The sequence below is a fragment of the Ruminococcus sp. XPD3002 genome, assembly GCA_900119535.1.
Taxonomy (GTDB): Bacteria; Bacillota; Clostridia; order Oscillospirales; family Ruminococcaceae; genus Ruminococcus; species Ruminococcus flavefaciens_H.
Genome location: FPJT01000023.1, coordinates 1 through 22,261, shown reverse-complemented (window position 1 = coordinate 22,261; position 22,261 = coordinate 1). Strand labels below are relative to the sequence as shown.

The 22,261-nt window shown below is 41.9% G+C and carries 21 protein-coding genes; 3 read left to right on the top strand and 18 right to left on the bottom strand.

Annotated elements, in window-relative coordinates; translation table 11 throughout:
* Positions 1-28 precede the first annotated feature (28 nt).
* From BT127_RS15010 to BT127_RS14990, 5 genes are read right to left on the bottom strand one after another with little or no spacing between them, the layout of a single operon-like run.
* Positions 29-1,432, bottom strand: coding sequence for an aminopeptidase (locus BT127_RS15010; RefSeq protein WP_075425780.1), 1,404 nt, complete (start codon positions 1,430-1,432; stop codon positions 29-31).
* An 18-nt stretch (positions 1,433-1,450) separates the two neighbouring features.
* Positions 1,451-2,104 (bottom strand): dephospho-CoA kinase, encoded by a 654-nt coding sequence (gene coaE, locus BT127_RS15005; protein ID WP_075425779.1) that lies wholly within the window; start codon positions 2,102-2,104, stop codon positions 1,451-1,453.
* The gene (locus tag BT127_RS15000) at positions 2,101-3,114 is read right to left on the bottom strand and encodes an L-threonylcarbamoyladenylate synthase (protein ID WP_075425778.1); all 1,014 of its coding nucleotides are present in this window, start codon (positions 3,112-3,114) and stop codon (positions 2,101-2,103) included. Before BT127_RS15000 ends, coaE begins: the two co-directional genes overlap by 4 nt.
* Positions 3,115-3,118: 4 nt before the next feature.
* Positions 3,119-4,192 carry a peptide chain release factor 1 gene (gene prfA / locus BT127_RS14995; protein ID WP_075425777.1) on the bottom strand — a complete coding sequence of 358 codons (1,074 nt, stop codon included), beginning with the start codon at positions 4,190-4,192 and terminating at the stop codon, positions 3,119-3,121.
* Positions 4,193-4,240: 48 nt separating this feature from the next.
* Positions 4,241-4,429, bottom strand: a complete 189-nt coding sequence (locus BT127_RS14990) for a DUF951 domain-containing protein (protein ID WP_075425776.1) — start codon at positions 4,427-4,429, stop codon at positions 4,241-4,243.
* Positions 4,430-4,596: 167 nt separating this feature from the next.
* Here BT127_RS14990 and BT127_RS14985 point away from each other — a divergent pair, with 167 nt between their 5' ends.
* Positions 4,597-4,881 carry a hypothetical protein gene (locus tag BT127_RS14985; protein WP_075425775.1) on the top strand — a complete coding sequence of 95 codons (285 nt, stop codon included), beginning with the start codon at positions 4,597-4,599 and terminating at the stop codon, positions 4,879-4,881.
* 72 nt (positions 4,882-4,953) lie between these two features.
* A complete protein-coding gene (locus tag BT127_RS14980) occupies positions 4,954-5,868 on the top strand; it encodes a S1 RNA-binding domain-containing protein (RefSeq protein WP_075425774.1) in 915 nt (304 codons plus the stop codon).
* Positions 5,869-5,898: 30 nt separating this feature from the next.
* Here BT127_RS14980 and pfkA read toward each other — a convergent pair whose 3' ends face one another.
* The 11 genes from pfkA to rpe form a co-directional block, all read right to left on the bottom strand.
* Positions 5,899-6,861 carry a 6-phosphofructokinase gene (gene pfkA / locus BT127_RS14975; RefSeq protein WP_075425773.1) on the bottom strand — a complete coding sequence of 321 codons (963 nt, stop codon included), beginning with the start codon at positions 6,859-6,861 and terminating at the stop codon, positions 5,899-5,901.
* Between the two features lie 163 nt (positions 6,862-7,024).
* The gene (locus BT127_RS14970) at positions 7,025-10,438 is read right to left on the bottom strand and encodes a DNA polymerase III subunit alpha (RefSeq protein WP_075425772.1); all 3,414 of its coding nucleotides are present in this window, start codon (positions 10,436-10,438) and stop codon (positions 7,025-7,027) included.
* Positions 10,435-11,343, bottom strand: coding sequence for a DNA-binding protein WhiA (gene whiA, locus BT127_RS14965; RefSeq protein ID WP_075425771.1), 909 nt, complete (start codon positions 11,341-11,343; stop codon positions 10,435-10,437). The genes BT127_RS14970 and whiA overlap by 4 nt, the downstream gene beginning before the upstream one ends.
* 56 nt (positions 11,344-11,399) lie before the next feature.
* A complete protein-coding gene (rapZ, locus tag BT127_RS14960) occupies positions 11,400-12,272 on the bottom strand; it encodes an RNase adapter RapZ (protein WP_075425770.1) in 873 nt (290 codons plus the stop codon).
* A gap of 24 nt (positions 12,273-12,296) precedes the next feature.
* The gene (murB, locus tag BT127_RS14955) at positions 12,297-13,199 is read right to left on the bottom strand and encodes a UDP-N-acetylmuramate dehydrogenase (protein WP_318257285.1); all 903 of its coding nucleotides are present in this window, start codon (positions 13,197-13,199) and stop codon (positions 12,297-12,299) included.
* Positions 13,200-13,235: 36 nt separating this feature from the next.
* Positions 13,236-14,195 (bottom strand): HPr(Ser) kinase/phosphatase, encoded by a 960-nt coding sequence (hprK, locus tag BT127_RS14950; RefSeq protein WP_075425769.1) that lies wholly within the window; start codon positions 14,193-14,195, stop codon positions 13,236-13,238.
* A 33-nt stretch (positions 14,196-14,228) separates the two neighbouring features.
* Positions 14,229-15,449, bottom strand: a complete 1,221-nt coding sequence (locus BT127_RS14945) for a putative glycoside hydrolase (protein ID WP_075425768.1) — start codon at positions 15,447-15,449, stop codon at positions 14,229-14,231.
* Positions 15,450-15,484: 35 nt separating this feature from the next.
* The gene (locus BT127_RS14940; RefSeq protein WP_075425767.1) at positions 15,485-16,057 is read right to left on the bottom strand and encodes an Rnf-Nqr domain containing protein; all 573 of its coding nucleotides are present in this window, start codon (positions 16,055-16,057) and stop codon (positions 15,485-15,487) included.
* Positions 16,057-16,668: an Rnf-Nqr domain containing protein gene (locus BT127_RS14935; protein WP_075425766.1), complete on the bottom strand. Its 612-nt coding sequence runs from the start codon at positions 16,666-16,668 to the stop codon at positions 16,057-16,059. Before BT127_RS14935 ends, BT127_RS14940 begins: the two co-directional genes overlap by 1 nt.
* A complete protein-coding gene (locus BT127_RS14930; protein ID WP_075425765.1) occupies positions 16,661-17,644 on the bottom strand; it encodes an RnfABCDGE type electron transport complex subunit D in 984 nt (327 codons plus the stop codon). Before BT127_RS14930 ends, BT127_RS14935 begins: the two co-directional genes overlap by 8 nt.
* Positions 17,638-18,297 carry a ribulose-phosphate 3-epimerase gene (gene rpe / locus BT127_RS14925; protein ID WP_075425764.1) on the bottom strand — a complete coding sequence of 220 codons (660 nt, stop codon included), beginning with the start codon at positions 18,295-18,297 and terminating at the stop codon, positions 17,638-17,640. Before rpe ends, BT127_RS14930 begins: the two co-directional genes overlap by 7 nt.
* Positions 18,298-18,620: 323 nt before the next feature.
* On the opposite strand from rpe, the gene BT127_RS14920 reads away from it, so the two are divergent.
* A complete protein-coding gene (locus BT127_RS14920) occupies positions 18,621-20,549 on the top strand; it encodes a glycosyl hydrolase (protein WP_075425763.1) in 1,929 nt (642 codons plus the stop codon).
* 65 nt (positions 20,550-20,614) lie between these two features.
* On the opposite strand, the gene BT127_RS14915 is transcribed toward BT127_RS14920, so the two are convergent.
* Both BT127_RS14915 and BT127_RS14905 read right to left on the bottom strand, forming a co-directional pair.
* Positions 20,615-21,433, bottom strand: a complete 819-nt coding sequence (locus tag BT127_RS14915) for a radical SAM protein (RefSeq protein ID WP_318257283.1) — start codon at positions 21,431-21,433, stop codon at positions 20,615-20,617.
* Positions 21,434-21,903: 470 nt separating this feature from the next.
* Positions 21,904-22,261: NPXTG-anchored protein (locus BT127_RS14905; protein WP_139275571.1), on the bottom strand; the 358-nt coding region annotated here is incomplete at its 5' end.

The window sequence follows — 22,261 nt, the reverse complement described above, 5'->3', positions numbered from 1 at the left end:
TAATACGATTCAGAATTTTAAAGAATTGTCAGTCAGCCATAAATACTGCAAACGCTCTGTATGCGCTGTAAAGATCAAGCTTCGAGATTATCTCAAAAGGAGCATGCATAGAGAGTACAGGCACTCCGATATCAATAGTATCTACATTGAGGTTAGCTATGTAAGCTGCAACAGTACCGCCGCCTCCTGCATCTACCTTTCCAAGCTCTCCGGTCTGCCAGATAACGTTATTTGCGTCCATTAATCTGCGGATTCTGCCTGCAAACTCAGCTGAAGCATCAGATGTGCCTGATTTACCGCGGGCACCTGTATACTTTGTGATGCAAACGCCCTTATTTACGTAAGCGCAGTTGTTTCGCTCGTTTACTTCCGGATAATTAGGATCAAATGCAGCATTTACGTCCGCAGAAAGGCACTCAGATGCAGAAAGGACATCCCTGCCGTTTGAACCGAGATCCTCGGCTATATCTTCAATGAAGTACTTGAGATATGATGAGCAGAGACCTGTATTTCCGTCGCTTCCTGTCTCTTCCTTATCTGTAAGGACTGTTACTACTGTATGTACAGGCTTCTTGCAGTCGATAGTAGCCATAAGTGCAGGGAAAGAACAGCATCTGTCATCGTGACCGTATCCGCCTATAAGACTTCTGTCAAAGCCGACATCACGGGACTTGAATGCAGGTACAGCTTCAAGCTCTGAAGAGATAAAGTCAGCCTCTGTCATGCCGTATTTCTCAAAAAGTATATTCATTATAGCAAGCTTTACAGCTTCACTTGCTTCGTCATCCTTAAACGGACGAGAACCGATGAGAAGATTGAGGTCTTCACCGCGGATGACTTTAGTTGCGGTTCTTGTCATCTGCTCTGTAGCGAGATGAGGAAGAAGATCCGTAACACAGAATACAGGATCCTTATCATCTTCACCAATAGAAACAGTTACCTTAGTGCCGTCTGCCTTTACGATAACACCGTGGAGAGCAAGAGGTATAGTAGTCCACTGATACTTCTTGATACCGCCATAGTAGTGTGTCTTGAAAAGTGCAAGCTCATTATCCTCGTAAAGCGGATTCTGCTTAAGATCAAGGCGAGGAGAATCAATGTGAGCTGCGCAAAGGCGAACACCTTCACTTATAGGAGCGCTTCCGACGATCGCAGCGATCACAGCCTTGCCTCTGTTATTTCTGTATATCTTGTCGCCTTTTTTGAGCTTACTGCCTTTTTTATACTCAGTAAATCCCGCCTTTTCAAGCAGAGCTATAGCCTCGGCAGCGGCTTCTCTTTCAGTTTTTGCCTTATCAAGGAATGTCTTGTACTTATCTGCAAATTTATCGCAGTCAGCAACTTCCTTATCTGACGTTCTGAAATAGCCGTTTTTCCTCTTAAGGAAAAGCTTTTCTTTGAGTTCCTTTGATGCGTTTTTCTTTTCTGACATTAATAATTACTCCTTTCGTCAGCTTTTCGCCTCTATAGTGCAGTCATTACGATTTCTGTACAAAAGCTTTATCTTATCAGACACCTCTTTAGAAATACAGCAGAGATTGTCTATACTGTCATTATTTGTGATCGTAAAATCAGAGTGAGATACAAAAAATTCCTCATTAAGCTGCGAGTTCATCCTCGCAAGAGCCTGTTCGTGAGTAAGTCCGTCACGTTTTATGATACGCTGTTCTCTTAGTTCGGCATCAGAAAGCACAGATATGATCAAATCGCAGAAATCATCTGCATGGCTTTCAAACAAAGTAGGAGCGTCAAGCAATATGAGTTTTTCCCCGCTTGCAGAATAAGCTTTTATCTGCTGAAGTATCTCCCTGAGGATATACGGATAAATAATGGTATTAAGAGTTTCAAGCTTTGCTTTATCTGTAAAGACGATCGAGGCGAGAGCTTTTCTGTCCAGCTCTCCGTCTGGACATAGGATGTTTTCACCGAAGAAATCTGAAAGCTCAGCAAGACACGGTGTTCCCTTTTCAACTACCTTGCGGGATACGATATCAGCATCGATAACTGCAAATCCGTTTTCGGAAAATTCGCGTGAAACAGTACTTTTTCCTGCGCCTGTCTGACCTGTAAGTCCTACGACCATCACACCTTCAAGTATATTCATAATGCTATCACCTCAAATCCTGCGGCTCTGATAAGCCTGTTATAGACAGCGAGACCTACACCTTCCTTTGAAGGAGCTCTGACATAGACCTTTTCAGCTCCAATGTCGTCAAGTTCGCGTAATTTTGAAAATATATAGTGTGCCTGTTCTGAGCTGTCTTTACCGTATGTCAGGAATCTGAAAGGAAAACCTTCCGCATCTGTGTCGTAGATCAGAGTATACACCCCGTCGCCATAATTATCAGATACATACTCTTTGAATTGTTCAAGTGTACCTTCAATAATGATTATATCAGCTTTCGGGGAATAATGCTTATATTTCATACCCGGAGAAGCCGGTCTTTGTCCCTCGGCGATATCGTTGAGTATCGCAGGATCAATGACTACATCAGGACATATCTCGAGGAGCATCTCTCTTGTAATACACCCCGGTCTCAATATACGGATACTGTTATCGCTGTCAAAAGAAATAACCGTTGATTCAACTCCGAATTCCGATTCTCCCCCATCAACAACTGCGTAGATTTTCCCGTCCATATCTCTCATAACGTGATCTGCTGAGGTAGGACTCGGATATCCCGATCTGTTTGCAGAAGGAGCTGCAACAGGCAGTCCCGAAATCTCAAGAAAGCGGTGCATTACAGGGTGAGAAGGCACTCGTATGCCTACAGTATCAAGTCCGCCTGATGTTATCATAGGTATCTTTTCATTTTTAGGAAGGACCATTGTAAGCGGTCCGGGACAAAAACGCTCCGCAAGCTTATATGCAAGCTTGGGAATATATGAAGTATAGTTCACAGCAAGTGAAAAATCAGATAAGTGAACTATGAGCGGATTATCGGCAGGTCTGCCCTTGGCGGCAAAAACCTTTGCTACAGCTTCCTCGTTTGATGCATCTGCTGCAAGTCCGTAAACTGTCTCTGTCGGTATTCCGATTATTTCGCCCTGATGAAGGATATTTGCAGCTATCTGAAGCTCTGCTTCAGAGCTGCCGAGCAATAATGTCTCCATAGCATCAGCCCTCCTGAGCAGCAAGCTTCGCAGCCTGATCCGCAGTAGCAAGAGCGTCAAATACCTCATCAAGGTTTCCGTTCATCATATCTTCAAGACGGTAAATAGTCAGTCCTATACGGTGATCGGTAAGTCTTCCCTGTGGGAAATTGTACGTCCTTATTCTCTCGGAACGGTCTCCGGTACCGACCTGCATTTTTCTTTCAGAAGCTATCTTTGCGGACTGTTCCTCCTGAAGAGCTTCATAGATACGGCTTCTGAGTATCTTCATAGCCTTATCCTTATTTTTGTGCTGACTTCTTTCATCCTGACACTCAACAACAACATTTGTCGGCAGATATGTTATTCTTACCGCAGATTCAGTCTTATTGATATGCTGTCCGCCTGCACCGCTTGCACGGAAATAATCTATTTTCAGGTCGGCAGGATTTATCTCGAGTTCAACTTCGTCAGCCTCAACAAGTACAGCAACAGTAACAGTTGAAGTGTGTATCCTTCCCTGAGATTCGGTCTCGGGAACACGCTGTACTCTGTGAACACCGCTTTCATATTTTAATCGTGAGTATGCTCCTTCGCCCTCTATCAGGAAGCTTATTTCCTTGAATCCCCCAAGTTCGGTCGGATTAGCATTGAGCACTTCCTGTTTCCAGCCCTTGGCTTCAGCATACATTGTATACATACGATACAGAGAATTGGCAAATAATGAAGCCTCTTCACCGCCTGCGCCTCCTCTTATCTCGATGATAACGTTCTTATCATCGTTGGGGTCTTTTGGCAGTAAAAGGACTTTCAATTCCTGGGTATATTGTTCTACAGCATCTTTATTCTCATCGTATTCAGCCTGAGCAAGCTCCTTGAAATCCTTATCAAGTCCACCGTCCTCAAGCATCTGCTTTGCTTCTTCAAATGAAGCAAGTGCTTTTTTATATTCACGATATTTTTCTATTATAGGAGTCATGTTCTTGAACTCCTTCATAAGCTGAGTATATAATCTGTTATCGTTAACTACCTCGGGATCCGATAATCGATTGCTTATTTCTTCGTATTTTTCTTCCATTAAAGCAAGCTTTTCAAACATCTGATCTACTCCTTATAAGTATGTATATTAATGAATATACCAAGCTTGCTATCCCTTTTCTTCTCTGCTAACACTTTTTATATTTTTCTCGATCTTATTCCGCGGGATCATGAATTCTCTGGAACAGCCTACACATCTTAATCTGAAATCCATACCCGAACGTATTACGAGCATCTCATCAGCTCCGCACGGGTGCTTTTTCTTCATTTTTAAAATGTCTCCGGGCCTTATATCCACAAACCATTCACTCCCTGCTGAAATTCGTGCATTTATAATTATACCCCAAAAAACTTCCTAAATCAATACGTTGTATGTATATTTTTTAAAATTTGTGTAATAACAATAAAAACGCATTGTAAAACATATTAAAGTCGCATAAAATCGATTGTTGAAAGGATTTATATATGATATCAAGTATCTCAGCAGATTTCAAGGACAGTCTGAAAGCAGAAGAAGCTGTAAACAAAGTAAAAAGCCGACTGATGTGGATATACTCGGCAAGTATACGTCCACAAAATCCTGACTCATCTGCGAAACAGCTATCAGGTTTTACTTCCGCTGTCGGACATGATGATTTGATAACTCAAAGAAACTGTACTGTCTATATAGTCGCAGAGAAAAGCTGCAATGATGATATATGCTCAATTCTGTCGAAAATGGGCGGAACTAACATCAAAGCAGCAAAATAAGTTGCAGCAGTCATTTTCATCATTTTTCCGGCATATCATCTGATATAACAATTTATATCGGAGGTAAAAAAGATGTATATGCCCGAAGGAAATCTATACTATACTGATGAGAACAAAAGATTCATTTCGTCTATTGACGGACTTACCGAAGCAATGGAGAAAAAAATCATACTTGAAGCCCGTGTTAAGCTATGCACTGTTTCCCATGATCTAATCGTGGACCTGCCATGCTGTGAAGGAATAGTACCTCGAGAAGAATGTGCATTAGGTATCAATGAAGGCACAACACGTGATATAGCTATACTTTCCCGTGTAAGCAAGATAATCTGCTTTCGTGTCATAAGACTTTCAATAGATCAATGCGGAAAAACAGTGGCCTATCTCTCGCGAAGTGTGGTACAGCAGGAATGTATGGAACGATACGTAAGCACTCTTACTTCGGGAGATATCATCGATGCAACTGTCACACACCTTGAACAATTCGGGAGCTTTGTGGACATTGGCTGCGGAATACCTTCCCTGATACCGATCGACTCCATTTCTGTTTCAAGGATATCTCACCCCTCGGACAGATTCACATGCGGACAGCGCATTAAAGCTATAGTTAAAGGAAAAGAAGGCGACAGAGTATTCCTTACCCATAAAGAACTTCTCGGAACATGGGAAGAAAATATGTCCTTCTTTCATACAGGAGAAACAGTACCTGCCATAATACGTTCTATTGAAGAATACGGCATATTCGTGGAACTTGCTCCTAATCTTGCAGGATTAGCAGAATTCAAAACAGGAATGTCTCCGGGACAGCATGTCAGTGTCTACATAAAATCGGTCATTCCTGATAAAATGAAGGTCAAGCTTGTAATAGTTGATGTATGCGGAACAGACAGTGAAGATGTACCTATCCGTTACTTTGTCGACGGACAACATATAGACAGCTGGATTTACTCTCCTGAAGAATGCAACAGAACGATTGCATCATTTTTCTAAACAAAAAAGCAGCCTTTCGGCTGCTTTTTATCAGAATGCGATCTGCTCTGCTATCTTGTGAAGATGAACATCATAGTCCTTAGACATTGAAAGTGCTTCCTGAATATCGTAATCAACGATCTGGCTGTCCTTGATTCCAACAACACGGTTGCCTATGCCCTGCTCAAGAAGTTCAACTGCGTAATAACCCATTCTTGTAGCTTCAACACGGTCTCTAACTGTCGGTGAACCGCCGCGCTGTACGTGACCAAGAATTGTAGCACGAGCCTCGATGCCTGTCTTTTCCTGAAGAACGCTTGCGATCTCCTGAGAATGGCCAATACCCTCTGCAACGATAACTACGAAATTCTGCTTGCCCTTTGCCTTCTTTTCAAGCATAGTCTTTGCTATAGAATCGAGGTCATAAGGAACTTCCTTTGTTATAATATCAGTTGCACCGCATGCAATACCTGTATTTACTGCAATATGACCTGCTCCGCGTCCCATAACTTCAACTACAGAGATACGGTCGTGTGACTGTGATGTATCACGAAGCTTGTCAACAAGCTCCATAGCTGTATTCATAGCTGTATCAAAACCAATAGTGTAATCAGTGCAAGCTATATCGTTGTCGATAGTACCTGGAACGCCGATACAAAGCATACCCTCAGCAGAAAGGTCAGCAGCACCTCTGAATGAACCGTCACCGCCGATAACAACGAGACCTTCGATACCGAGTTCATCACACTTAGCCTTACCCTTTGCTACGCCCTCTTTAGTTCTGAATTCGGGTGATCTTGCAGTATATAATACAGTTCCGCCGTTATGGATTATATCAGATACGCTTTTTTCATCCATTTTTATAATATCACCTGTAAGAAGTCCTACATAGCCTCTGCGGATACCATAAACTTCCATGCCCTTGCTGATAGCGGTCCTGACAACCGCTCTTATAGCAGCATTCATGCCGGGAGCATCTCCGCCGCTTGTTAATACACCGATTTTTTTGATCATATACTATTCTCCATTCTGAATATTTATTAGACTTGCTAATTGTATATCAGCAAAATAATTCCATACATTTATATTGTACTACTTTGTTGATTTATTGTCAAGTATAAATTCACTTATTTTTTCACTATCTGAAAAAATAATCCGTAAACTTAATGTTAAACCGTCAGATAAGACCTATCCTGTCAGCACCATATGCCTTTAACAGTTCTTCAAAGCTTTTTTCGTTAACTTCAAGACTCAGCTTGTTTTTAGGCATAACTGTCTTGCGAAGATCGGAAAGATAGAAACAGACAGGAGTTTCTCCCCTGAACCTGCCGCAAATATCGGTTATAGCTTGCATATTCCCAAGTTCAGCGGACTCTGTTCTGATGCAAAGTTTCATGTTTCTGACCATATTTGTGAACTCATGCTCCTCTGCTATGACATTACACAGTACCGATACAGAATCATCTTTCACATTAACTGTACCTTTTACGAAAATTATGTTATCCGTATTCAGTTTGCCGTATGAAAGAGCGTAGAGATCAGGAAATACAACAGAATCAACTTCTCCGCTGCTGTCCATAAGGTCCATGAAGCACATTTTTTTGCCGTTTTTTGCAGTATGAAGCTTTTTCGCCTTTATACTGCACATAAGCCTGACGTTATCTCCGTCCTTCAAAGTTTTTATCTTAGCGGTATTTGATGTCTTAAGAAGTTCGCAGAGATATTTGTGTACAGACAACGGATCGCCACTGAGATACATTCCGGATGCTTCTTTTTCAAGACTAAGCAGTTTACTGTGTTCAAATTCGGGAAGAAACGGTATTTTTTTACGGACGTTCTCTTCAGAAACACCGTCCATGAAATTAAGCTGTCCTTCTATAACGCCGCTGTAGGAACTGTTCGCATCACTCATTATGCTCTCGTAGTGTTCAAGCATCTGATGTCGGTTAAGGCCATAGCCGTCAAAAGAACCTGCTTTTATCATGTTTTCAAGGGCCTTCTTATTCAGTTCATGTCCTTGTATCCTCTCGCAGAAGTCATAAATATCCTTGAAATTGCCATTCATAGCTCTTTCAGCAATTATTTTGTCAGCAAGATTACTGCCGACGTTCTTTATCGCAAGAAGACCATAATACATGTTGATAGTCTTGTCTTCAGAGACAGAACTTGCAAAATTCTTCATACTATTATTTATATCAGGCGGCAGTATAACGATACCTGCTGATCGGCAGTCATCGATATACTCGGAAAGCTTGTCTGTATTCCCCATTACACTCGACATAAGTGCAGCCATGTATTTTCCGCGGTAATGGCATTTCAGATATGCTGTCTGATAGGAAAGATAAGCGTAGGCTGCTGCATGGGATTTATTGAAAGCATAGGACGCAAAACTTACCATTTCGTCGAAAATACTGTTTGCAGTATTTTCCGAAACACCGTTCTTTACTGCACCCTCTACAAAGCTGCTTCGCTCTCTTAGCATAACATCCTGCTTTTTCTTCGCCATTGCACGCCTAATCTCGTCTGCATGTCCGTATGAATAACCTGCAAGCTTTCGACATATCTCCATGACCTGTTCCTGATAAACCATTACTCCGTAGGTCTCACCGAGAATATCTTCCAGCATGGGATGCATGTATTTAACTTTTGAAGGATCACGCTTGTTCTGTATGTATATTGGTATAGACTTCATCGGTCCGGGTCTGTAAAGCGAAAGCATAACTATCAGGTCCTCGATACGTTCGGGGACAAGTTCCATAAGTCTTGCAGTCATTCCGTCGCTTTCAAACTGAAACACGCCTGCTGTATCGCCATTTGCAAGCATTTTATATACCTCGGGATCATCTATCGGAATCCTGTCTATGTTGAAATCAGGCTCGGTCTTGCGAATCTCCCGGACTGTATCACGGATTATAGTCAGGTTACGCAACCCAAGAAAGTCCATCTTAAGAAGTCCCAGTTCTTCAAGATATGTCATGGTATACTGCGTTACAACAGTTCCGTCATTTTTCTGGAGCGGTACAAGATCACTGAGGGGTACAGCTGAAATAACAACTCCTGCCGCATGAACCGATGTGTGTCTCGGCATACCCTCGATCTGTCCTGCAACATCTATAAGTCTGTGAACGTTCCTGTCCGAATCGTAAAGCTTGCGCAGGTCTTCCGAACTGTCAAGGGACTGCTGCAGCGTAAGTCTCGGATCTATCAGTTTTGCAGCTGCATCACATATCTGATAGGACATACCCATTACTCGTCCAACATCACGGATAGCTGCACGAGCTTTCATCGTGTCAAATGCGATTATTTCAGATACTCTGTCCGAACCGTATTTCTGTACCACATAATCTTTTACGCGCTGTCTGCCTTCAATACAGAAATCAATATCAAAATCAGGCATGTTGCCGCGTTCGGGGTTAAGAAAGCGCTCAAACAGCAGATTGTACTTGATCGGATCAATACCTGTTATTCCCATACAGTAAGCACAAAGGCTTCCTGCGCCCGAACCTCTGCCGGGACCTACAGGTATACCGTTCTCCCTTGCAAATCTGATGAAATCCCATACTATAAGGAAATAATCGGTAAAATGCAGTTCTGAAATAATATTCAGCTCATGTTCAAGCCTTTCTCGTATCTGAGGAGTAATATTAGTGCCGTAACGTTTTACGAGTCCCTTTTCGCACATGCTGCGAAAATAGGCGTCATTATCTGTGACGCCTTCAACCTTAAATTTCGGAAGCTTTATACTGCTGTCAAAATTCATGGTAACATTGCATCTTTCAGCTATCAACGCCGTGTTAGTAACTGCTTCGGGATGAGAACCGAATAGCTTCATCATTTCATCCGCTGACTTGACATAAAACTCTTCGCCCTCAAACCTCATACCGTTGGGTTCTCCGAGATTCTTGCCTGTTTGTATACAGAGAAGTATCTCCTGTATTTTCGAGTCCTCTTTATTTATATAGTGACAATCATTTGTAGCTGCAAGAGGGATACCCGTTTCAGCAGAAAGGCGAAGGAGCTGCGGAAGGATCCTCACCTCTTCACCAATGCCGTGATTCTGTATCTCTATGTAGTAATTATTACTGCCGAATATCTCACGGTACTCTGATGCTTTAGCCTTAGCCGAATCGTAATCGCCATTTAGAAGAAGCTGTGGTATCTCTCCTGCAAGACAGGCAGAAAGACAGATAAGTCCCTCATGATATTGCCTAAGAAGCCCGATATCAACTCTCGGCTTATTATAGAATCCTTCTATGCTCGCAAGTGAGACAAGCTTTACAAGATTGCTGTAACCTGTATTGTTTTCACATAAAAGTACAAGATGATACGGCTTGGAATCCAGTCGCGGCTCTTTATCGAATCTGCTCCTTCTTGCGACGTAGACTTCACATCCGATGACAGGCTTTATCCCCTGCTTTACTGCTTCCTTCCAGAACTCCGCAACACCGTACATATTTCCGTGATCTGTTATAGCTACGGCTTTCTGTCCGAGTTCCTTTACACGAGAAATAAGCTCTTTTATCCTGCATGCGCCGTCAAGAAGGCTGTATTCGGTATGTACATGAAGATTTACGAACTGATCGGGATTCATTTTTCTCCTCCGCTTCGTATCTCTTCAGCTATTTTTTTTAGTTTCTGGAAACGGTGATTGACTCCCGAACGGCTTATCGGTACACTAAGATTATCTCCGATCTCCTGAAGACTCATTCCCGAGTTTTCAAGCCTCAGTTCAGCTGCTTCTCTAAGTTCAGCAGAAAGACTGTCCAGTCCGACAGTACGGTCAATAAGAAGAATATCCTCGATCTGTTTCATTGCCGCATTTACTACCTTATCTATGTTTGCATTATCACAATTTGCGATACGGTTCACCTTATTGCGCATATCCTTGTATATCTTCACGTTCATTATCTCAAGGGTACACTGTGATGCACCGATAAAGGTAAGTGTATCTTCGATAGATTCGCTGTCCTTGACGTAGACAATGTACTGTCCCCGCCTCAGAACTATTTTAGCAGTTACTCCTATATCCCTGAGAAGAGTCATAAGCTCGCCTGCTATGGATTCCTCAGGGCAGGCAAACTCAAGATGATATTCCTTTGAAGGATCATTTACACTTCCGCAGGCAAGAAAAACTCCCGCAGTAAAAACTCCGAGGCTGCTTGTTGCGATAATATCCGTATTTATAGTCCTTGTGCCTGTACTGATATGATAGGCAGAAAAAACATTATTTATGAATACAACATCGTTGATATCATAAGTATACATTATACTTCCGTTTTTTCTCATCTTTTCCTGACACTTCAGCTCACGTTTGAAGATGCTCTTCATAAGTCTGCCAAAGTTTTCCGACGAGTTTGTGCTCTCTGTCTGAAAGCAGATCCGCTCAGGAGTAAGGTCTCGGCAGAAAAGAAGCATACCGTAAAGACAAGCAAATTTTTTGTCCTTATCGTTTATACTGCTGCATATCTCTTCTCTAACTCTTCCCGAAAATGACATTTTTTCACCTCATTCAAAACTGTCCGCACACTTTACGCATGCGGACATCTTAATTTTTAATAGTGCTTGTCTTTAGTAATATCCCTGTGATACTTCTGGACCTTGTATCCCGCTTCTTCAAGATGCGCTGACATAAGCTCTGCAAAAGTTATCGAACGATGCTTGCCGCCTGTACATCCGAAAGCTATTACTAACTGGCTTTTGCCTTCGTGTACGTACATAGGGATAAGATAGTCTATCAGATCTGTAAGTTTGGCAAAAGCTACCTGAGACTCCTCAAAGCCCATAACATAGTCCCTTACGCAGGATTCAAGTCCTGTATGATTCCTGAGTTCCTCGATATAATAAGGATTAGGCAGACATCTTACGTCGAATACCAGATCGGATTCCGTTGAAACACCGTATTTGAATCCGAATGACATTACCTTTATTGAAAGAGAGTCAGAACTCTTGTCAAGGAAAAGCTCCTTGACCTGTTCCTTAAGCATTGATGCACTCAGATTTGATGTTTCTATGTAATAATCCGCGATCTCTCTTAGCTGTGAAAGCTGCTGCCACTCGTACTGTATAGCCTCGTGAAGATTGCCGTTGAAGCGCTCATCAAGGGGATGCTTACGCCTTGTTTCTTTATAGCGCTTTATCAGAACCTCGTCACTTGCTTCCGTAAAGAGTACCTTTACTTCAACATCCTGTTCGTTTTTAAGTTCCTGCCACGAGCGGAATATCTCAGCGAACATGTCTCCTGTACGAATATCTACAGCAACAGCTATTTTACTGATATTCGTTTCTGATTTTCTGCAAAGATCAACGAATTTGGATATTAGTTTCGGCGGTATATTATCTATACAATAATAACCGATATCCTCCATAACATCCATTACACTGGATTTTCCGGAACCTGACATTCCTGTTACGATCAACAGCTGCATATAAGCCCTCCGCTTTAATTCAGATTATTTTAGTATCTCGGGTTCGAGTTCCAACTGATAGCCTGTTTTTTCTTTTACTATCTTCTGGACTTTGTCACATAACTCCAATACATCAGCACATGTGGCGAAACCTTTGTTTATAACAAATCCACTGTGCTTTTCACTGACCATCGCTCCGCCGCAGGTCAGTCCCTTTAAGCCGCACTGTTCTATAAGAAGCGATGCGTAACTTCCCTCGGGACGCTTGAATGTACTTCCTGCACTCGGATATTCCAGAGGCTGCTTGGAACTGCGCTTATGCATGCACTCGTTCATAGCTTCCTTTATCTCGTCAGGATCTCCCTCTTTCAGGCGAATAGTAACGGATGTTATGATATTATTCTTGCCTGAGAATACACTGTGACGGTATGAGAGGTCCATGTCTTCTGCATTGATACTGCGTATATTGAAATCATCATCGATATATTCCGCAGAAACCACGATATCCTTCATTTCACTGCCGTAAGCACCTGCATTCATGTAAAGAGCTCCGCCGATAGTACCGGGAATACCGAAAAGATTCTCCATACCTGTAAGTCCGAGCTGCTGTGCTCTTACACATGCAGCTGCAAGAAGGGCACCGCTCTGACAAGTCATCAGATCACCGTTTACTTCTATCTCGGCAAAATCTCCTCCGAAGAGAAGGATAACACCGTCGAAACCTTCATCAGATGCTAAAATATTGCTTCCTCTTCCAAGTACACCGTACTTAATACCATTATCCTTGATATACTTAAGTATCTCCTTAGCTGATTCAGCTGAATTTATGCTTATCAAAGCTCTGCAAGGTCCGCCGAATTTGAAAGTGATGTACTCACTGAGTGAACATTCAGGCGTAACACGGCATCCAAGCTTGTCACAAAGCTCAATTAATCCACTTATATCCAAAGTTATACTCCCCCTGAGAATTATTTATGGGTTATGTCAGAACGACTCGTAATTTCTTACAGTTTCCTTGGGCTCTGACTCCATACCGAGTCTGTTAAGCAGCTCTGCTGCAGCATTGTAGCCCATCTTCTTCTGTCTGTTGTTCATAGCTGCAACTTCAAGGATAACAGCCAGATTTCTGCCGGGTTTTACCGGTATTGTCAGAGCAGGCACCTTTACACCGAGAAGAGAAACGAATTCAGTATCAACGCCCATTCTGTCATAGATTTTCTCTGAGTTCCACTGTTCAAGCTCAACTACAAGATCAAGCTTCTCCGTCATCTTTACGGCACCGATACCGAAAAGTCTTCTCGCATTGATGATTCCAATGCCGCGGAGTTCAAGGAAATGGCGGATATTATCAGGTGAACTGCCGACAAGACTGATGTTAGAAACCTTTCTTATCTCAACAGCATCATCTGCAACAAGTCGATGTCCTCTCTTTACAAGCTCGATAGCTGTCTCGCTCTTTCCTACACCGCTCTCACCTGTGATAAATACACCTTCACCGTATATCTCGATGAGAACTCCGTGACGTGTTATACGAGGAGCAAGATTGAGGTTGAGGAATGCTATAAGTCCCGACATGAAGTTGGATGTGCTTTCCTTACTTCTTAAAAGCGGAACCTCGTATTCCTTTGCAAGTTCCAGCATTTCAGAGAAATACGGCAGCTCTCTTGTAATGATAAGAGCAGGCAGTCTCTGAGAAAAGAGCAGTTCAAGACGCTCTCTTCTTGTTTTCTCGTCTATAGTTGAAAGGTAAGCGAACTCCATCTTTCCTATTATCTGTATGCGCTCGGGATTGAAATATTCATAGAATCCCATAAGCTGAAGTCCGGGTCTGTTTACATCGTTCTCATCGATCATTACAGTATCCGGTTCTTTGTGGATGTAGATGACTTCAAGCTTGAATTCATCAATTATCTTCTGTAATGAAACAGTAAATTTTTCAGCCATAATTAACTCCATTCCTCGGCGTTGCCGAAATTATTAGCCTATAACATACGACTGATAGCCGTGTGCTGCAAGTTCATCCTTTGCCTTTATAAGATCTTCTGTTGGTACCGAAGTACCTGATATACGTATGATCACATTGAAATCATCGAGCTTATCTCCGATAAAATCAAGCATTTTTACAGTCATATCCGAAGCGTTTCCTTCAAACTCATAAACCGTCCAGCCGTCGGAAACACCGTGACTTATCTCGTCGATGTCTATATTGACAACAACTGTGTTAGCTGTAAGCAGCATTGGCTGAAGTACATCTGCACGTCCGCAGATAACATCGGCAGCCGAAACTTCTATCAGCATACGCGAACCTGATGACATTATCTTGTCATACAACAAATTTGCCGCAGAAGTAAGCGCCATATACCTGTCACTTCTGCTGAGAGCAGGATCAAGCAAGTCAAGATCTGTCTGTCTGAACTGAGGGAAGACAAAGTCCGAACAGATAACCCTTTCAAATCCCGCTTCAGAGATCTCTCCCACTATAGCAGACAGATAGTTCTGCACAGCGCTGGAATAAGGAGTCGTCCACGGTTTTCCGCCTGCGTCGTAATCATCATCGATCCACATCTCGCCGAAATCATAGGTCTTATATCCCGTATCAGGGAAAGTGAGCGGCAGAATATTGTCTCTGAATGTGCTTACGACCGCAGCAGGTTTGTATCCTGCATTTTTTATGGCAGTTACTATCTCGTCAAGCGTTATTGTAGACTGCACCGCATCAGCAAGGTAGGTATCATAAACAGATGAAGCGTAATAGATATATCCGCCTTTTGCCTTAAGAGGCACTTCTACATACTCGACCTCGCTGCTTTTCTGGATACGTGAAAGAGCATCCTTTACAGAAGCAGTATTGACCATATCATTCGTCCTTAGTGCATATGCACGATACAGCTCAAATGTCTGTTTGTTCGAAGCGGCTGTATTCTGATCTGCACCTGAAGGCTCATCCGATGTTTCGTCTGTAGCTGCTTCAGTAGCTTCCTGTATGTCTTCACTGGTATTCAGTGCAGAAGATATCTTGTCTCCTGCCTTTTTTGTGTGATTGATTATCGGTTCAGCAACACTGTAGCCGATAAAAACTATTCCGCCGAAAAGCAGAACAGTAAGGCCTGTGGAAAAGAACTTGGCTACAGGACTTTTTCCGTAGTAGTTTTTTTCTTTGGTCTTATAGATTTTCCTTCCTTTGTTCTTTTGTCTCATTTTATTTCTCCTATGAAGCTGTTATGCTGTTTTATTTATTTAAGTGCATATACAGCCATTGATATTATGCCAAGATAAATAAGCATTGCAGGGAATCCTCTGAACGAGGACGGTACCTTTGCTGAATTGAGCTTTCTGTACGCAGCTGTCAGTATCAGCGAGGTAAGCACAAATCCGATACCTGCTTCAAGTCCCGAAAGGACGAAATCGCCGAGGTGCATGAAAGAGGCATCTGCTCTTGCTCTATCCGTTATCGTGAAGAGTGTTCCCATTACCGCACAGTTGAAAGCCGAAATGTGGACGTATTTCTTTATGCGGTCGAATAGATTTCTGCTGAAAAAAAACATAGCAGACAGTATCAAAGCATAAATTATGCTGATTATCAAAGTATAAATGAGAAGTGTCAGATCCCTGACGCTCTCAGGCAGAAATGCTGCAACAAAAAACGCAGCAAATGATCCGACTGTGGTGAATAAGGTTATTGCAACAGCCGTCCATGTCAGATTTCTTCGGTTGTTTGCAGCTATAAAAAGAGTACTTGTTCCAAGCGCCTGATTCAGTATCAGATTAGCTGCAAGCAAAGCAATAAGGTCATTGACTATAAACATCAGGCATCCTCCTTATCCTTGTTTCTTTCAGTTGCGGAACGGAGTTTACGGAATATTCCGCTGAACAGTCCAAGAAATATGAAGCCGCCGAACGGAAGACCGAGTCCGCTTATAAGCGTATCCATATCGACCATTCTGCTGTTTATAGTACCGTATGCGAATAATTCGCGGATAAATGCCGTTATCAGCATTACTGCATCGAATCCGAGTATATACGATATAAGACTTATCATCATCCTTGACTTTTTCATCCTGAAAAAACGTGCTTCCGTCTGGAATACAATGAGGGAATTCACCGCAAGCAAAGGAAAATAGATGCCTATCCTCTCTACAACTCCAGGGAAGAATTCCTGTGCCGCAAGTTTTGCGGGTATGAATACAATGGACGAAATAACAGCATATATCATTATTTTAGCTGCATACGGCAGTCTTTGCGGAACAAATGACGATATTAGAACCGATACAAAAGTTATTGCAGAAAACGCATAAATAAGCGCAAGCGCATTTCGCAGCGTGTCACCGCAGATTATTACAGGTGAGATGACCATGAACGCTGATAATACAGTATTATCATTCCATAGTCCCTCTAAAATCAAATTCTTTTTACGCATTTGTCTCTGCCTCCAGTTTTTCTTCATTCTCGGAAGCAGCTGTATCCTCTTCCTGTTTCTTTTCGTTCTCTATGCGCTTTTCGAGGTTCTTAAGTGCAAGAGCTACAGGTGTGAACAGAAGTGACACTATTACTATAGCATTTTCTTTCGCCATTGTAAGAACAAGTATATACGAAACTATAGCTATGAACAGTCCGTAGAAAAAGGCGTAGTAGTCTTTCTTAGGAGCTATTCTCTTATCGGCAACGATATACACGCTTGCAAACAGCACCATATTTGTTATAAGTGCATACTTTACAGAGGTGTGAAACGAGTCGGCAGTTGGCGAGAGTAAAGACATTATGACCGTGCCAGATATAGAACCGATAAACGCACCTGCTGATATATCGCGTCTGAAAAGAAGTATCAGTGCTGATATTGCAAGCAGAAGCACATACGCCGAGCCTGTAGGACCTACACAGTTACCCATAAGCAGCTCAAAGTTTGAATACTCGAGTTTTCCGCTTACATTAAAAGTATGACTTGCTGAGCTGACCAGATTCGCCGCCTTTTCAAATAATCCTGTATGGACATGCGGCTCTGTAAACTGAAGAGTCTGTGATCTCCATGATGTCAGCAGAAAAACATATCCTGCTGCTGCCGGAGAAAAGATCATGTTCTTTCTACCGCCGAAAACATTCTTAGCTACAGCAATAGCAAATACACATGCTATCACCATTATCTTATAGTCAATTACTGTCGGGACCATCAAGGTAAGTATCATTGCATCCGAAGTACAGGTAAGGTCATCCGCAGTAAAAGGTTTTCTCCTTAGTCTGAGACAGATGAATTCTGTAGCTGCCGCTGTTACAACAGCTATACCTGCTACAAAAGCAGACCTCGCACCATAATAGAAATATGCCATTATCTGTGAAGTGATAAGTGTTATGATTATATCAAGCCAAATGAGGCGTTCTTGTTTTGCATTTTTCAGCATCTTGTTTCATCCTTAATTTTATTGACTGCATCACGCATTTTTTCCGCTGTAAAAAGATAACTTCCCGAAACAAGAATATTTGCTCCTGCTTCTTTAACAAGAACAGCGGTTTTGTCGTTTATTCCTCCGTCTACTTCGATATCAGTGCAGCACCCGATCTCGCTTATTGTTTTCTTCAGAAGACGTATCTTTTCAAGAGTTTCGGGTATGAAACTCTGTCCTCCGAATCCGGGTTCTACTGTCATTATCAGCACCATATCAAGTTCGTTTAAATATGGATAAACAACTTCTACAGGCGTTGACGGACGAACTGAAAGAGACGCTTTAACACCGTGATCTTTGATAGCCTTTATCGTTTCTGATATGTTGCTTTCACTTTCAGCGTGAAAAGTAATTATATCCGCACCTGCATCAGCAAAAGCGCCAATGTATTTTAACGGATCGGTTATCATCAGGTGTACATCAAGTGTGATATCCGATGCTTTTCTGACCTGTTCGAGAACAGGCAGTCCGAACGTTATATTATTTACAAATACTCCGTCCATCACATCGAAGTGCAGCATATCAACTCCGCTTGAGCAGAGCTTATCGATCTCGGCCTTAAGATTGAGCATATCTGCACTGAGTACAGATGCCGATACTTTACAACTCAAATAATCACTTCTTCCATTATACACCTTTCCCCTGAGGTGTTATTTTTTATCAACCCATATATATTATATTATATATTATTTTCTCTTACACGTCAATATAGATACAATGATTTTTTTATTTATATTTGTAACAATATATTCATATTTTAAATTTACTTATATTTTAAGAAGTTAAAAACATATCTTCTAAACGTCAGGCACTAACTCCACAGCTTAATTTCTGCATTATTTAAGTAAAGTTTATGCACTATTCAGGCTTGACCTTCTTCAAATGATGTGATAAAATGTAATTAACATGAAAGATAATTTAAGGAGGATAAAACATGAATGTTAAACTTAAGAAAACGATATGCTCCGCTTTAGCTGCAAGTATATCACTCGTTTCCTCTTCCCCTGCCCTTATGCAGCCTGCAAACAGCACTATTGCAGCTGCTGAAATGCAGTACGAGTTCGAGGACGGCAAAACTGACGGCGGTAAGATCTACAATGAGGGCTGGAAAGGGAACACTCAGGAAGACGGTTCCGGCGAAGATATGGACCTTACTGGCTTTTCGGGTAAAGGATTTTCATACCTCGATCAGAAAGGCACTACAGTCAGTATAGATGTTGATGTGCCGCAGGACGGTCTCTACGAAATGGATATATGCTACTGCGAACCTTACGATACTAACAAAAAGGTCCAGTATCTGAATATCAACGGTGTTAATCAGGGTGAAGTCAGCTTCAGACACAATCTCAGCTTCTCCGAAACTTCAGGCGGTATCGTCAACCTCAAAAAAGGCAAGAATACTATTGAGTTCAAGGCTTACTGGGGATATACATTCTTTGACTACATCAAGCTCCGTCCTGCGCCTGAAAACATCACAAACCTTTCTCCCGACAGAACTCTCTCAAACCCGAAAGCTTCTGATTCAGCAAAGAGACTTTTCAGCTATCTATGCGATCAGTACGGTTCTCATATCCTCTCAGGTCAGCAGGAATACTGCGGATCTCACAATTACAACCTCTGGAACGATCCCGATAACTACATCAAGGATAACGAGAAAGAGTTTGAGTACATTGCTGAGTTAACCGGTAAACAGCCTGCGATCCGTGGCATCGATTTTCTTGTATATAATTCCGATTCCACATGGGATGATAATGCCGCTGAACGTACTATCCAGTGGGTGAATGAATACAAGGGAATTGCTACAGTAACATGGCACTGGAATGTTCCCTGTGCAAAGAACAGGACTGAACGTGCGTTCTATGTCGAATCAACGGGAAACACTCCCTTCACCACTTTCAGCGTAAAAAAGGCGCTTACCGAAGGAACATGGGAAAATGAAATACTTATGGAAGATATAGACGCTATCGCCAAACAGCTGACTAAGCTCAAAGAAGCTGATGTTCCTGTCCTTTGGAGACCGCTCCACGAAGCAGAAGGAGCATGGTTCTGGTGGGGCGCAGAAGGCGCTGAACCTTGCAAGGAGCTTTATCACCTGTTATATGATAAGCTGACAAATGAATACGGACTCGATAATCTCATATGGGTGTGGACAGGTTATACATACGAAACATCTGCCGACTGGTACCCTGGTGATGATGTTGTTGACCTTATAGGATATGATAAGTATAACGCTGTTGACGGCAAACCTAATCTGAGTTCCATATCATCCACTTTCTACAGTCTCGTACAGAGTACTAATGGTAAGAAAATGGTAACGATGTCCGAAAATGACTCTATCCCCTCTCTTGAAAACCTTGTTAACGACAAGGCTGCATGGCTTTATTTCTGTCCGTGGTACATGAATTACCTTACAAGTCCAGAAAATAACCCTGCGGATAATCTTAAGGAGATCTATACAAGCGATTACTGTATAACGCTTGATGAACTTCCCGACCTTAAGAAATATCCTATAAGTGAAAGCAGTCCTTCAACTGATACTACAAAACCTGTAACAACACAGAAAGCAACTTCCGCAGTCACAACAGCAGTTCCTACAACTACTGTAATAACAACTACTGCTTCCACAACAAAAAGTGATATTATATGGGGTGATGCTAACGGTGATAAAGATGTTACCCTTGCAGATGCACTTCTGATTTTACAGAATATAGCTAACTCTAAAAAATATCCGATAGAAGATAAATATGTAAAACAATGCGATGTATATAATTCGGGAGACGGTTTAACTCCAATGGATGCACTTTCTATCCAGAAGCTTGATTCCAAGCTTATCTCCTCACTCCCGGAATCAATAATGAAATAGTCCTCCAATAAAATATTCAAAATGAACCCCGAAAGCAGTTTCTGCTGTTTTCGGGGTTCGTCTTTTTATTCTATACCTTTAAGATCAAAATCAGGTACATATTTTTCTGATGCAGATGACTTTTCCTGAGTAAATCCATTAAGTCCAAGTTCTGCGGCTCGTTTTACTACACTGTTATATTCCATTTTTGTTACACGTCGTCTAAGCTCAGGATACTCTTCGGGAATATGATCAAATGGAGTGTACTGATTCATTATGCTTACAAGTACTTCATCCGTTGTAGTGTTTTCAGCGATCCATTCCATGATCCTTATACTGTCATGACGACAGGAAGGAAGTACAAGATGCCTTATTATCGTGCCTTTTATCAATCCTCCGTCGGAGTTCCATTTCAACTCCCCTGCCTGTTCAGTCATAGCAATAATGGCTTCGGATGCATATCTGAAATAATCCGGTGCAGATGAATAACGGGCTGAGATCTCCGAAGAATAATACTTAAGGTCAGGAAGATAAACATCTATGTATCCGTCAAGAGAATCAATAGTCTCTTTAAGTTCGTATCCGCCGCTGTTATAAACTATCGGTATCGTAAGACGATGCTTTACTTTATCAAGAGCCTCGATTATATCAGGTATGAAATGTGTAGGGGTAACAAGTTCGATATTATCTGCTCCCCTGTTCTGTAATGCAAGAAAAACATCCGCAAGCTTCTCGTTCGTCAGGGAAGCTCCGTAGTTCTCATTACTGATCACATTGTTCTGACAGAAAACACAGTGCAATCCGCATCCTGAGAAAAAAACTGTTCCTGCACCATTTTTGTACGAAATACAAGGTTCTTCCCATTTATGCAAGTCTGCTTTTGCGGCAGTAATTAAAGCTCCCATTCCGCAAAAACCATGTTGCTTAGTTCTGTCAATTCCGCACCGTCGCGGACATAATTCACATTGATTATATATTTCTCTACTTATTTTCTTTTGCAGCTTCATATATCACATCCGGGTCAATGTTGTTCCGTATACAATATACCGCAGACGCACTGAGCATATAACTCATTGAAATATTGTTCTTTCTGCAATATTCTTTCAGCATATCGTATTCGTACAGTGAAGTACGGCAGCTAACATTTCGGTATAATACTCTTCCGTTTGTATATCTTGTAAATTTCTTGTCATGTCTTATAGTAGGTTCGTTGCTCATTTTTATCCTCCATTAATATTGTATTTGAAAACATAAGTGTAATCCATTAAATAATTTTATCATATATATTACTTTTTGTCAAGCCTACATATACAAAAATCGACTCCCGTGAAACACGAGAGCCGATTTCTTTAATCAGATGATCGATCAACTATGATCAATCTTCGTTCTTCTTTCTGCGAACTGCAAATGCAGCGCCGAATGCAAGTACCAGTACTGCTGCCGGAACGCCTACTCCTGCAACGCCTGTCTTAGGAGCATCAGCCTTCTTTGTTGTAGCCTTTGTGGTAGTTGCCTTTGTAGTTGTAGTAGTCTGCTTAGCAGTTGTTGCTGTTGTAGTTGCGATCGCCTCGTCTATCATTGTGACTGTTGAGCTGTCGCTGTTAACACCTGTCTCACCTGCAAGTTTTCCGTCCTTTATCGTGAATACGATATCAGTTGTTACCTTGTAGCCGTTTGGTGCTGCTACTTCGTGGAGTGTGTAGATACCGTCTGTAAGGTTCTTCACAAATGTT